Genomic DNA, 14,018 nt, shown 5'->3' with positions numbered 1-14,018 from the left:
AAACATGACTAAAAAACTGCCATTTTCAGTACTAGCAACACTGACCGCTGCCAGTTTTCAACTGAGTGCGGCAGAATTGCCAGCTGATATCGAATGGATTTCAAACAACAACGAACCTCTATTTGCCTCTGAAGAGGCGGTACGAGGTGGCACCTATCGCACTTACATTCAGAGCTTTCCGCAAACATTACGAAGTGTTGGTCCAGATGCGAACTCAGGTTTGCGCCAATACTTAATGGATGGTTCACCAAAACTGGCTCAGCGTCATCCAAATACTGGCAAATGGATCCCTCAACTTGCTAAGTCATGGGCATTTGGAGAAGACAACAAAACCGTATTCTTTAAACTCGACGAAACGGCCGAGTGGTCAGATGGTGAAAAAATTACAGCAGATGATTACGTCTTTATGATGAAGTACTACACGTCAAAAGACATTATCGACCCGTGGTATAACGACTTCTTCACAAACAGTATTGTGAGTGTTGAAAAAATTGATGACTACACGATCAAAGTCAATCTTGCTGTAGCTCAAAGTCATGACTCACTTATGGTTATGATTAACATGCCAAGTAATGGTTTTCAGCCTCGTCCTGAACACTTCTTTGAAGGAGAAAAGGACGCAAATAACGATGGCATGCCTGATAACTTCGTCAGAAAGTTTAACTTTAAATCTGAGCCAACCGCAGCGCCTTACTACATTGATCAAGTGAAGAAAGGTAAGAGCGTGACATTCAAACATGTCGGTGAAGATTGGTGGGGATACAACAATCGCTACTATAAAAACCGTTATAACGTTGAAAAGGTTCGCATTAAGGTGATTCGCGATCCTGATATTGCCATGAAGCACTTTGAGAAAGGCAACTTAGACTACTTTGAGATGGTGCTACCAAGCTTTTGGCATGACAAAACCAATAGTGATGTGTACAAAAAAGGCTATATCCAAAAGTACTGGGGCTTTAACGAAGCACCGCAAGGAGCTGGTGGTCTTTGGATGAACACAGCGATGCCGATGTTGGATAACCTAGAAGTGCGTAAAGGTGTTATGGCAGCCACTGACTATGACGGCATGATTGAAAACATCATGCGTGGAGATTATTCACGTAAACCGCATGGACTCGGCTTTGGTCATGGCGAATACGATGATCCTAACAATACACCGCCAAAGTTTGATGCTGATGCGGCGGTTAAACACTTCGAAAAAGCGGGCTTTGACAAAGTGGGCGCAGATGGTATTCGTATTAACGACAAGGGCCAACGCTTGAGCTTTGCTATCACCTATGGATACAACTCTTGGACACCGCGTATTGCATACCTGAAAGAGCAAGCGAAACTTGCTGGTCTTGAGTTCACGTTAAACTTGGTGGATGGCTCATCTGCGTTTAAATACATTCTTGAGAAAAAGCATCAGCTAGCGTTTTTGAATATGGGCTCTGGTGAGATCCCTGCGTATTGGGAATACCTACACTCGGATAATGCAAATCGACCACAAACGAATGCTCACACCAACTACAGCAGCCCTGAGCTAGACAAGTTAATTGAAGCGTATGATTCTGAGTTTGATCAGGAGAAGCGTTACGACTTGTCGCATCAAATCCAAAACTATGTCAGCAAAGCGAACATCATCGTTCCTGGCTACATGGTGCCTTATTCTCGAGTTGCTCATTGGCGCTGGGTTAAAATTCCTAAAAACGGCATGACAAAAGCGACAGAATGGGTGCTTCATCCAATGGATATCGGTAATTTCTGGATTGATAACCAAGTAAAAGAAGAGACAGAGGAAGCGATGGACGAGGGTAAAACCTTCCCAGAATTAACGGTAATTGATGATCGTTACAAATTGTAAATCAGTAGTTTAGATAGAAAATGATAGCCCCGGTAATGAATTTTATCGGGGCTTTCTTTTTTTACTTAATAAGGTAAGACACTTCTAAAAGGTAGGTTTTTGCATCACCAAGCAAAGAGAAAGCTTTATCGATGGTTTTAAATCGATCATCAAGCGAGTCGCTTGATATCAGCTGGCTGAATGTTTGTAACGAGAAAGCTTCGTTTGCTTTGAAGAACTGATGTACGTTTTCAAGCTGCACTTTATGAATATGCTCCACCTTATTTAGGGCGGTGGTTAAATCGGAAATGTTAATCGACATTGCTACTCGGGAACCTTATCAACAAGACCTATATGAGGTCATAGAGTGGGGTTTTATATTTTGCGACAGAGAGTAACACCGAAGAGCAATTTATAGTCTGATGAAGATCAATTTGCCTTATTTAAGCATCTGTAACGTGGCACTAGACGTGTACCTAGAGTTGGTACAAGTTACAACGCTTGAATATAGGCTAGGGTTCAACCTAATCAAAAGTAAAAGCCAAGTCCGACTAAAAGCCCTTGAGAAGCCGTATCATATTCAAATACCTCTTCATTTTTGTAATCGACCCAGGTCGACTTGTAAGCTAAGTTGAGATCAGACCACTCGTTAAAGCTATAACGAACACCAGTTTGAATGGCATAAGTGAAGTGAGTATCGTTGCCAAGTCCGGCGTCGATGCTGGCATGAAATCGCCAGTTTTCGCTCAATTCATCAATGAGTCGCAAGCCAACTAAAAAATCGACCCAATCTTCTTGTAATGACAGTCTATCTTCTAGTACCCGGTTGTCATTACGATACAGCTTGCCGGTGATGTCATTGTCCCACCAACGTAATCCAAACATATAATCCAGTTTACCAAATGAATATTGTTCGCGTTGGAATGCCTTTGCTTCTAGAACACCTTGCCGTATTTCGATGTCCGCACGATAACGAGCGTTAGGCAGAGCGCCCTTGATATTATTAACATCACCACTTAAGTTCATGAAACTATAATCTATGTAGTAGCCCCACTTACTTTGGTAAATACTCTCGAATCGCAACATCGCCCCAATATCGAGGTGGTCTACGATGAACTTAGGATCGACATCCACCTCTGATGAAAAGCGACCAATACTGGTATCCCCGTGGATATTCAGTCCTAGCATGTACACTTCTATGCTATTTCGCCAACGAGATTCTTGTGTCTCGGCTGAGAGCGCTACTGATGTAGGTAATACAAGAATGAGTGAGGAGAGTGATAGCAGGTTACATGGTTTCATCCAATTTCCTTTTCGGCTTTTCGGCTTTTCGGCTTTTCGGCTTTTCGTCAGCTTTCAGCTTAGTAGAAGTCGCTACACTCTGCATAAAAAAGGGAAGCAACTTGCTTCCCTGTAATTAACATTGACTTAGAGTTGTTTGGCAATGTCTGAGGTTAGGCTTTCTAAGCCTATGGATAAAGCGTTGACGAGCGCTTCATAGCCTTCATCTTGAAGCGGCTTTGAGATTTGTATTGGCGCACTGTTTTCGACCTTACCTTCGGCATTAATGAGTAACCATTCTCCCTCAATTTCGATATTACCTTTGTAGCTGCCATTAAATTTATTTAACGTAAGCTGTAGTTTGGCTTCACCGCTTTGATCCAACAGATTATTCATTTCAGTCGGCCAGTAATGACTTTGCTTTTGACGTAGTTCCGCGACAACTCTCTGAGTGATTTGCTCAGAAATACTGTGCGCCCATTGATTGTGTTTTGCCTGAATAACTTGGGTCTCAGAGGTTCGATAAACAATGCCATTATCATTCAAATAACTCGCCAATGTCACTGGACGAACAACTAAAGTTGGGCGCTGAGCGATATCAGAAGAGCTCAGCGTCACTGGTTCCGCCTTAGGTAGAAGGTACATAGCTCCTTTAGTTTGCGGAGCGCTACTGCAACCCGTTAGACCGACAAATAGCGCGATAGACAGAAAGAATACTCGTTTCATTAGTTTTGGCCTTTAACTGGTATTGGGTCACTGATTTCATCTTCTCCAAACACGAGAGAGTTTGGCTTTTCGTTTAGCTGTTTAAGTACGGGTTTAAACTCTGTCATCACGCTTTCTAATTCTTTTAGCGTGGCTTCCATTTCGCTGTACATGGTTGAGTTGGGCCCATAACCATCGAGTGTTTTTTGTAATTGCTGTAAGCTTCGGCGAATATCTGTTGGGATCTCTTGCGTCTCTTTTTGATTCAAAAGTTTATCAATACTGTCCGCCACGCGTTCTGCTGAAGCTAACGTTTTTTCAGACGTTTTTAACGTTGAATTGAGAGAATCTAGCGTTTCTTCCATCGGTAAGTTATTAATCTTATTTAGGAAGTCGTTCACTTGGCGCTGAACCTGCGCAAAACCACCACGCATGGTTGGGAAAACATCTAAATCAGCAAACTTACTCGGTACGTAAGGCTCGTCATTTGGATAGAAGTCGGCGTCAACATACAGTGCGCCTGTTAATAAGTTACCTGTTTTTAAAGTACCACGTAGGCCTTTAGCAAACTCACTCTTCAATTTATCTTTTAACATTGGTAAAGATTGGGATTGGAAATCGCCATAAACACGGCCGAGCTCGATACGTACCAATACAGGGATTTTTTTCGCAGAAAAGTTCTCTTCTGGGGTTGGAAGTCGCATTGGTACACGCATCACAGTACCAATTCTCAAGCCTCGATATTCGACAGGTGCCTTACGTTTAAGTCCTCGTACCGATTCATCAAAAAGCATAACGAATTCAATATAATCATCGTACATGCCTTCTCGAAGTTGTTTAATATCATCGTACAAGCGGAAGTTGACCATATTTTCAGTGAGCTGTTCACCGGATTCAAGACCTGGAACGGTATCGAAGGTAACACCACCCGTTAGCATGCTCTCTAATGAGCCAAACTTGACTTCGAACCCTTCAGCGTTGAGCTGTAAATCTACGCCAGAATTCAGCCAGAACTTGGTACGAGTGCGCACTAAGCTGTCATAAGGCTTGAAAATAAAGAGTTGGTATAACGCTTTGCGAGTGTCAACATCAAAGCTGGTTTTCTCTACACGACCAACCGTAAAGCCTTTATAAATGACGGGGTCACCAACGCCTAGCTTACCAGCCTCGCGGTGTGTTAACACAAGGCGTAACCCCTCTGCATCAGGAGAGGCGACTGGGGGAACATCTAAGACCGTAAAGCGCTCTTTCTCTATCTTAGATTTACCCGGCTGAAGTTGGATATAAGCGCCAGAGAGCAAGGTCTCTAAACCTGAAACGCCATCACGGCCAATACGAGGCTTCACAACCCAAAACATGGTGTCATCTCGCAGCATGCGTTCTGCATCCTTGTTCATTTGTGCCTTAGCGATGATGTGATCGTAATTTTCACTGAGAGTGACTTCAGTAATCAGTCCGACTTTTACATTCAATGCTCGGATTTCGGTTTTGCCAACCTCAATCCCATCTGCGGTTGGCAGTTGGAGAGTAATTTGTGGGCCTGTACTGTTGATATATTGGAACAGCATCCACGCTCCCATGGCTAGCGCAAGGATCGGGACAATCCATATCGCAGAAATCTGCTTTTGCGGTTTTATTTGAGCGGTTACGTTGTTCTCATCACTCATATTTGGCTTTCTCGTTTAAGTTGTCAGAAATCGGCTCCTGCACTTCGTTTTGTGGCAATTGCCACAACAAACGTGAGTCAAATATCATTGCAGAAAGCATAGTAAAAATGACCACTGCCGCGAAAGAGAGCGCAGCAGGACCTGGATAAATCGCCATTAAGTTTTGCAGCTGAACCAGTGCAACTAAGATCGCGACGACGAAGATATCGATCATGGACCAACGGCCAATAAACTCAGTTATGCGGTAGATCTTTAAGCGTGAAATACTCTCTTCGTGCGGAAGATATCGCGCTTTTTGCGCATTGTAATACAGCCACGCGAGTGCCAGCATTTTCGCCATTGGAATAAATACGCTAGCAAAGAAAATTACCATCGCAATAGGGTAAGAACCTAAATGCCAAAGCAATATTACCCCCTCCATGATAGTCGAACCTTCTGCATGTCCAAGGCTTACGGTGTACATCATAGGGTAGAGGTTCGCAGGGATATAGAAAATGATTGAAGCAAACAAAAGCGCCCAAGCTTTTTGTAAATTGTCTGCGGGGTTGTATTTGTGAATAGGGCTTTTACAACGAATGCAGTGTTGGTGTTTTTTAGCTTCAATAGGGTTGAGCTGGTGGCACGTATGACAACCAATATGGTTGTGGTTATGGTGCGTATCACCCTCTTTTACATCAGGTAGCTCGATAGCTGGAATAAAGTGCCCCCAGAGCCAGCTTTTGTCGACCATTGATATGCATTTGACTACCAGAACGGTATATACACAAAACGCCCAGAATGAAGTGCCCATTCCTATGTCTGCGAGGGAAGCGATTTTAATTAAGCTGACCAACACGCCAATCAAAAATACATCCACCATTAACCAAGGTTCGACTCGAAACAGAAGACGGCATAAAACTTTTGCCATTCGTTGCTGCTTTTTAGAGGGGGTATGTTTACGTGCTTTTAATGCTTCAAGGTGAAGAAAGAGAATGAGACCAACATAGATTGCAGGCAAAACGATAACTGTTGCGAGTAGCAGCACACCCAAAAGCACATTTTGAAACTCAGCCAGCATTTTGGCAGCGTGCAACAAGGTGATTTCTTGCGACAACCCTTGCACGCTGAACGACATAAAAGGGAAAGAAATGCTTAGCACTAACATGATCAAACATGCCGATGATATGGCGATCACGCTTTGGTAAGGCTTGGCATTCACTTTAGTCAGCGAATGCGAACATCGAGGACATTGTGCTTTTTGCCCCTGTTCGATATCGGGAATGCGAACAACAAGGCCGCACTCTTCGCATGAAATTAACTGACGGGAATTAGGTTGAATACTCATCGGGTAGGTTTTAGATTCATTTGCTTTAAGAATACTCTTTTTTCACTAGGCACGCTTGTTTTGATTCAGGAGTTTACGAGTTTCTTACTTTTGGCATTAGAGCATATGGGAAATCTAAGACATAAACGAAGTCACGTTTGGTACAAGATTTTACGGCGAAGATGAGTATGTTGGAAGTCGAAAATAATGTGATATTGCTTGTCTGTGGAGGGGGGTAATTACTTGTTTTTAAGGGTAAGTAACCCTGCCCAGATAATCTGAGCAGGGAAAAAGAGCATTTTATTTAAGGTGCTTAGTTGTACTTTACTTGACCGTTCCGCTCTTAAAGGCATTGGCCCCGACTTGCGTACCGTTGAGCGTTTTGCCGTAATAGCCTTGGTGCTGGTGATATTTCTCCGCGTTTGCGGTGACATTGCCTTTGAATCGAGGATCTTGTGGACGCTCATGGCTGTTGACGTATGCTGCGACATCCCAAGCTTCTTGCTCTGTCAGCTGCACACTTTTCCCAAGCGGCATGTTTTCGTAAATAAAATAGGCTGCAGTGTTAATCCGGTGCATACCTGCGCCCCAGTTATACGCATATTCGCCCCAAAGTGGTGGAATGTATGAATGGTCGTTGGTGTCTTTGATGCCTGAACCGTCGGCGCGATGGCAAGTTTCACAGTTCTTTTCGTAGACCAATGCGCCTCGCTCTATTGATGGTTCTTGCTCAGGGGCGGCGATTTTTGGGTAGCCACGCCCAGAGAGATTACCCCGCTTTTCAATTGGTAATGCTTGTGCGATGGCTTCGGGCAACGGGAAGTCTTTTGCTTTTCCACCAATTTGCAACGTTTTTGCGTCTAGTTCTGGAATGGGTTCATCCGCCATACCATGTTTGTCAAGCAAGCCGCCCATCGCTAACCAGTAGGCGTAAGCACTAAGGGCAACAATTTCTGTCGAATCGTAAGCGGGCGCTTTACCGTTCATGGAATACTCGAAACAACCTTGGATACGGTCAGCATAGCTGTTTACGCGATCGTTTTTCTTACGATATGCAGGGTATGCCATGTAAGCTGCCCACAGTGGCGCAGCGTTTGCTTTTCGTCCTGCCTCCATATGGCAGTTCACACAGTTTTGTTCGTTGCCAACGTATTTTCCGCGCATTTGTTGTGAGTTAACAAAGAGCGAGTAACCGCGTTTTACTTGCTCACCAAATGCGGTGTTTGGGATTGTGCTGAGATCACGCGATTTTAAGTATTCACCGTGCTTTTCTTTTTCTATCGCAGGTAGCTCTTTCTGGCGGTCCGGTAATGGATCGTTAGCTAGTACGAGCGTAGAAATGAAAGGCAGTGCGAACAAAGAATAGAAACGTTTCATGACTGCTCCTAGTAACGTAATGAGGCAAAGTAGTAAGCAAGATTTTCGATCTCTTTGTCAGTGAGATTTTTAGCGATGGTCCCCATCATATTGAGCGGGTCGCCACTGCGAGTGCCGTTTTTCCATGCCATCAATTGCGTTTTTAAGTAATCAGCATGTTGGCTTGCGAGGCGAGGGAACTTGTCGACGCCCATACCGCTGGCTCCATGACAAGTTGCGCAAGCTGGAATATTTCTATCCCAATCGCCTTGGAAAATTAATTTACGATAAGGGTTACGAATATCAGCTTGGTCGCCGCGTTGTTCTGGATTCGTGAACTCATAGCTCGGGAGGTTAGCAAAGTACTTCATAACTTCCTTCCGATCTGCGGGATCGCTGAGTTCCTTCGCCATGCCTTGCATGACCACATTTTGGCGTTCGCCACTAAGGAATAGTTCGATTTGAGTGTTGAGATAATTCGCGTTTAAACCAGCGATCATCGGCGCGATATTTGGCTGTCCCATGCCATCTTGGCCGTGACAACCGCTACATACGCTGGCTTTTTCCGGAATAGACGAGGCGCTTGCGCCCATAGTGGTTGCTAACAAACAGGCCACCACCACTGGAAGAATTTTTGACATGCTGACTCACTTTAATTTTTATTAATATGTCTAAGTGCTACTTGGTAGTCACTTGGACAATATTGTCGGCCTTGTCAATAATGAAAGGTATTGTGGATTTCCACATATTTAATAAGTGTAAATGGCCGTATTTGTTTTTATTGGTTGTTCTATAAGCGATAAAAACAAAGTGGTGAAGAGCTGCACAAATCGGCAGCTCTAAGTGGTAGAGACGTCCTAACGTGCGGCGTTACGCTTTGCGGATTTTGGCCGGCAGGGACTGACGTGCCGCCGCGCCCACTACCCAATCCAACAATACACCTTTACCTTCTCGGGTAGGATCAATTAAGCCAATGTCGTTAATGTTGACGCCATCTTGGCTGCGCGTTTTTACGGGTTGTTGTTTATCGCCGATCCAGTGTGAGCGTTGTCCTAGCTCGGTATGACCAAACCCATGTTCAAATCCGAGTGTGCCAGGGCGAATCCCGTTGACTATCATCGCAAGTGCTTTGGTGCTTGCAGATGGTGTCTCGATAACAAACTCATCACCCGTTTTAATGCCTGCGCGCTCGGCATCGATTGGATGGATGTACACTGGGTTTACGCCTTTAATCGAGTTCAACCTTGGCGATAGGTTGGATACCGCACTGTGAATGTTGGATTTAAAGTTCGTTAGGCTGAAAGGCCATTCTGAGCTTGGGAACTGGTCTTCCATTGGTGTGCCATCGGCCAGTTTTTGTGGATGCCATGTTGGGCAACCCGTGTAGAAATCACCGGTCATGGTGTTTCTTGCGCTGCCGACACGTTCATTCCATATCGCGACAGGTCGTGTCCATTTGTGCTTCATTTGCTCACCTTGATACGCTTCGGTTGCATTTTCAAAACGTCCACCGCGAGCAAAAATAAACGCCACACGTTTCATCTCATCCGCTGTCAGCGTCTTCTGCATGGCTGGCATTAAACGCTCTAGGCCGGACCACGCAATGTCTTCTGCCGAAACTTCAGGCACCCCGCCTTTCACATAAGCCAAGTTTGCCGCGGAACGTAAGTAGAAATCTTCAGCGCTGTGGAGAGCGTGCCAATTCCCTTGCGCATCTTGAATCGCGTTGTCACCAAAGCCGCCTAGTTGCATTTTCTTGGCGACATCAATCAAAAAGTTTTCTAAGCAAATCGAACGACCATCGGCGGTTTTCTCTGTTCGCGCTTCCACAATCGGCCAACGAGCGGTGACGGTTTTCACCGGAACGTCGTGCCAAGGCGTTGCCATACCCCAGCTTTCGTAGGTGACCGTGTCAGGTACAATATAATCCGACAACGCGGTGGTTTCGTTAATGAACGCATCAACAGACACAATCAAACCGAGTTGTTTTGGATCTTTAAGCTTGTCTTCCAGCAGCGTTTTCAATCCGGGTACACCATACATCGGGTTCGCCATGTGGTTGATCCACGCTTTAACGCGGTATGGATACCCATCAATAGCCGCAGATAGGTGCTCTGTCAGCAGTGGCGCGGCAAACGGATACCAAGGGGCGCGAGTTGGGTAAGGTGATTCACCTGCCTCAACGCGACGTTTGTATTCGCTGGTTTTGTGGTAGGGGAATTTACTGCGCGACAAAAAGACGCCTTTCGGGCCGACTTTGCCAGCAAATTTGGTGAAGTCGTAACGAGGACCCGCAGCGGAAGTTGGGTAGCCACCCGCTTTGGCCATCGCGCCGCCTTTCATATTTATGTTACCAATCAACGCATTGAGCATCATGATGGTAAACGAGTTATAGAACCCATTGGTGTGCATGTTGCCACCGTGGGTATCGACCACCGCTTTTGTTCCGTGACTGGTGAAGCGCTTTGCTAGTTCAACAACTTGTTCGACAGGGATTTCACATTGTTGGCTGTAGAACTCAAGACTGTATTTGAACGCCTCTTCTTTGAGTCTTTGTAGAGACGATTTTACGCGCACTTCGCCCGATGCAAGCGAAACCGTTTTATCGACAAACAGTGCCGCTTCCTCAGCTTGGGTATGAACACCAAATTCGCCGCTTTGCTCATCCACGATGACGTACGGGTCGGAGTCAGACAACACTTCGCCCTCGAATGGCAGATTCAAGTCGGACGCGCGTAAAAACGTGCCGTTTCTCGGGTGCTGATTATCGCTTATCACGAGATGCGTAGCATTACACCAGTGCGCGGTGCCGGCTCGTTTCATCGCGTTTGCCCCCGGCTGCGCCAAGAAGGTTTTGTTGTAGCGTTGGTTTTCGATGATCCATTGGATCATGCCAAGCACGAGGGCAGAGTCGGTGCCCGGTTTGATTGGTATCCAGCGGTTATTGTCACCTGCTGCCAAGCTCGATGAACCCGCCGGCAAACTTGGTGTGATGATGGTGTATTCCAAGCTGCCTTCTGTTCGCGCATTGGCGAGTTGGCGCGCCTGACGCTTAAAAGGGTTACCCGCTTGAGCTGGCGACATACCGATGAAGATGATGTATTCCGCATTATCAAAGTCTGGCTTTAAGTGTGCGTTCTTATCTAAATCGTTCATAAATGCGCCGCTGCCAGCACGAAATGCATAGCCGCAGTAAGAGCCATGATGCCCAAAGTTACGCGTACCATAGCTGTTGAACGCGAAGCGTTTGAATATGTCGTCTCGGCCTTCGTTACCTGCGTTGGTCATTAACAATTGGTTGGCTTTCGGTCCATATTCTGGGTTTTCAGGATCAACGGGCGTTGTTAAATCGCGAATATCGCGTAAGCCATCAACATGGCCTTCACCAAATAAATCACCACCTTCAACGACTTCTTTTATCAATTGCTCGTAGCTGATCGGAATCCATTTTCCTTCGCCGCGTTTGCCAACTCGTTTCAGCGGCTGAGTAATGCGGTACGGGCTGTTGCGAATTTCTAGCATCCCGTTTCCTCTTGCACAGGCGGTCGAACGGCCGTCAAGGCCCGCTTCTCCTGCCAAGCTCAAATAAGCATCTTTGACTGGCGTTTCGAAAGGAATGTGTTGCTGATGAGACAGCGGGTGATATGGGTTGCCACTGATACGCAAGATCTCGTCATTGCGGTTATCAATGCGTACACGCAATCCGCACAGTGACCAGCAACCAAAACACATCGATGGTGCAACACGCTGGTTTGGATTTGGGATCAGATTACCTTGGTTATTGACGGCGTATTCTGGTTCGAGGGAATTGCCGTGGTGAATATCGCGGGTCTTTTGCCCAGCAGTGCCTTCCAGCGCACCTTCTACCATGTGCTTGGTTGTGGTGGCGTAACCTGCAGCAAATGCGCCAAGCCCACCGACTGCAAGGCCTGATTTCAAAAACTGACGGCGTTTGTTATCCATAATGAAATCCTCTTTGATTAGCGTTCAGTTAAGGTGAGTGATGATGCGTTTGCTTCGATATCTTGTTTTGGCTGAACCAGCTCTGAGCCGAGCAGTGCCAGAGCAAGCCATAATCCGAGCATGCCGATAATGCCTATCCAGCCATTTCCATCCATAGTGAGTTGGTATGGATACAGCCCTGCATCGAACTTGGCGATGGTTTGCACTTCCATGATGGTGAACCAGCGAATCAGCCATGCACTTGCCAGTGCGGCAGCAGACACAAAACCGAGCCCTATGACGTGACGAAATCTGGCTGATGTGGACTTTTGGGTATCGCGCAAGAAGATGAAGGCGAGCAAAATACAACCTAAAACGACAAAAGTGAGCAAGGCAATGTTGTGCATCCATCGTTCGCTAGAATAGAGCGAAAATGTAGAGTTGTTGGATGCCCAAATGGGTAGGAGAATCAGCGTCAGAACGCCGCTCGTTACCAGTGACTTTTTGAGTAAATTGTTATCACCAGAAGTGAGAGCTTTCGATTGGCTAGGCAGCAGTAACCAAATCAGCAGAGAAAATCCGACAGCGCCCATAAATGCAGTGACAAACCAAAGAATTGGTGACGCGGGTTGGTGCCATAAAGAGCGCGATTTAACGACTGCAATTTCAGCTCCAGTATAAAGGGCGATGGTTAAGCCTGATAACACGGTGATTGCAGATATTGTGAGCATCACTTTGTGAGAAATTGTCCACTCACCGAGCGATAACTTAGATAACAGAGGTAGTACTTTTCCCGGTTGATTTCGCAGTGCGATAAGATCCTGACGCAGATACAGCCATGCTGTCGCAACCGCCAGCGTAGAAAAAACAGGCAGGAACAGCGAGCCTAGAGACATCCATGACCACGGAGTGATGTGTGCGTAAAAATGCCATGCGCGTCCCGGTTGGTGTAAATCACCAGTTAACGCTAATGGTCCCACGATGGCGCCGATGGCCAGCGTCAGCACAAGCGCAGCGCGCAGTCTGTGGCTGGTGTGTTTTTCAAATAATAGGGCGATTAGGAATAAAATAGCAGCCGCATAAGCCGAACCGATGTAGAAGAAATACTGTACCGCCCACGGGAGCCAAGCCATCGCTTGAGGTTGGACTAACACTTCGGTGATGTTCATGCGTGCTCTCCTTGTGGGTCGTAAATAGCTGGCTGCCCGTCGATATGGCTGGTAAAGCGTTCATCCATGCCGATGTAAAACACGTGTGGCTTGGTCTCTTCGTTGGGTTTTAGCACTTTGATGTCGTCTTGGTGCTTCGCAATTAAGCGGCGGACTTCGCTTGATGGATCATTCAAATCACCAATTACACGTGCACCGCCAACACAGGTTTCCACGCAGGCAGGCAATAGACCTTGTTCTAGACGGTGAGCACAGAAGGTACATTTATCTGCGGTGAGGGTGTCTTCATTGATAAAGCGAGCATCGTAAGGGCAAGCTTGTACGCAGTACGCGCAGGCGACGCAGCGGCTGTTATCCACCATGACAATGCCATCTTTGCGCTGAAAGGTTGCTTGAACCGGACACACTGCCACGCAAGGTGGGTTGTCGCAGTGGTTACACAGGCGCGGTAGCATAAAGGCTTTTGCTTCTCGCGTGGCTGTAGAGCCATCATCTAACGTAACTTCGTATTGCTTTACGGTGGTTCGGAACTGACCGATTGGCGCTTGGTTCTCGATGCTGCAACCCACAGTGCAAGCCTGGCATCCGACACATTTACGCAAATCTATCACCATGGCATAACGCTTCCCGACTTGTCCTTTTCGGTCAGCGGACTGGTTATTTCGAATAATGTTTCCCGCAGTTGCCGTGCCAATGCCAGCGACTGGAATTAACGCGGCTCCGGCTGTGACCGCGCTGAGAAAGCGACGTTTGGTGGAATCCATAACTCACCT

11 protein-coding genes are annotated in these 14,018 nt (G+C 46.3%); 1 reads left to right on the top strand and 10 read right to left on the bottom strand.

Translation table 11 applies throughout. From position 1 onward, the window contains the following. The first annotated feature begins 4 nt into the window (after positions 1–4). Positions 5–1,843: an extracellular solute-binding protein gene (locus R8O70_RS10430; RefSeq protein WP_005376669.1), complete on the top strand. Its 1,839-nt coding sequence runs from the start codon at positions 5–7 to the stop codon at positions 1,841–1,843. 61 nt (positions 1,844–1,904) lie between these two features. Here the strand turns inward: R8O70_RS10430 and R8O70_RS10425 are convergent, their stop codons facing one another. From R8O70_RS10425 to dsrO, 10 genes are all read right to left on the bottom strand, one after another. Further along, positions 1,905–2,144, bottom strand: a complete 240-nt coding sequence (locus R8O70_RS10425) for a hypothetical protein (protein WP_005385812.1) — start codon at positions 2,142–2,144, stop codon at positions 1,905–1,907. Positions 2,145–2,350: 206 nt separating this feature from the next. Further along, complete coding sequence (locus R8O70_RS10420; RefSeq protein ID WP_031778929.1) at positions 2,351–3,124, bottom strand: hypothetical protein; 774 nt, start codon at positions 3,122–3,124, stop codon at positions 2,351–2,353. 126 nt (positions 3,125–3,250) lie between these two features. Next, positions 3,251–3,829 carry a membrane integrity-associated transporter subunit PqiC gene (locus tag R8O70_RS10415; protein ID WP_005376681.1) on the bottom strand — a complete coding sequence of 193 codons (579 nt, stop codon included), beginning with the start codon at positions 3,827–3,829 and terminating at the stop codon, positions 3,251–3,253. Then, on the bottom strand, positions 3,829–5,475 hold the full coding sequence (gene pqiB, locus R8O70_RS10410; RefSeq protein WP_085569764.1) for an intermembrane transport protein PqiB: 1,647 nt from the start codon (positions 5,473–5,475) through the stop codon (positions 3,829–3,831). Before pqiB ends, R8O70_RS10415 begins: the two co-directional genes overlap by 1 nt. Continuing rightward, the gene (locus tag R8O70_RS10405) at positions 5,468–6,799 is read right to left on the bottom strand and encodes a paraquat-inducible protein A (RefSeq protein WP_005376683.1); all 1,332 of its coding nucleotides are present in this window, start codon (positions 6,797–6,799) and stop codon (positions 5,468–5,470) included. Before R8O70_RS10405 ends, pqiB begins: the two co-directional genes overlap by 8 nt. Positions 6,800–7,102: 303 nt before the next feature. After that, on the bottom strand, positions 7,103–8,155 hold the full coding sequence (locus R8O70_RS10400) for a c-type cytochrome (RefSeq protein ID WP_151515001.1): 1,053 nt from the start codon (positions 8,153–8,155) through the stop codon (positions 7,103–7,105). 8 nt (positions 8,156–8,163) lie between these two features. After that, positions 8,164–8,727, bottom strand: coding sequence for a c-type cytochrome (locus tag R8O70_RS10395; protein ID WP_372034639.1), 564 nt, complete (start codon positions 8,725–8,727; stop codon positions 8,164–8,166). A gap of 277 nt (positions 8,728–9,004) precedes the next feature. Continuing rightward, complete coding sequence (locus R8O70_RS10390) at positions 9,005–12,097, bottom strand: tetrathionate reductase subunit A (protein WP_258624411.1); 3,093 nt, start codon at positions 12,095–12,097, stop codon at positions 9,005–9,007. 17 nt (positions 12,098–12,114) lie between these two features. Then, complete coding sequence (gene nrfD / locus R8O70_RS10385) at positions 12,115–13,245, bottom strand: NrfD/PsrC family molybdoenzyme membrane anchor subunit (protein ID WP_191116005.1); 1,131 nt, start codon at positions 13,243–13,245, stop codon at positions 12,115–12,117. Further along, the gene (dsrO, locus tag R8O70_RS10380) at positions 13,242–14,009 is read right to left on the bottom strand and encodes a sulfate reduction electron transfer complex DsrMKJOP subunit DsrO (protein ID WP_191116004.1); all 768 of its coding nucleotides are present in this window, start codon (positions 14,007–14,009) and stop codon (positions 13,242–13,244) included. The genes nrfD and dsrO overlap by 4 nt, the downstream gene beginning before the upstream one ends. Positions 14,010–14,018: the final 9 nt, after the last annotated feature.

Origin of the sequence: Vibrio sp. 779(2023), from assembly GCF_033344285.1 — a bacterium.
Lineage (GTDB): Bacteria > Pseudomonadota > Gammaproteobacteria > Enterobacterales > Vibrionaceae > Vibrio > Vibrio alginolyticus.
This window is presented reverse-complemented; position numbering and strand designations above follow the sequence as displayed.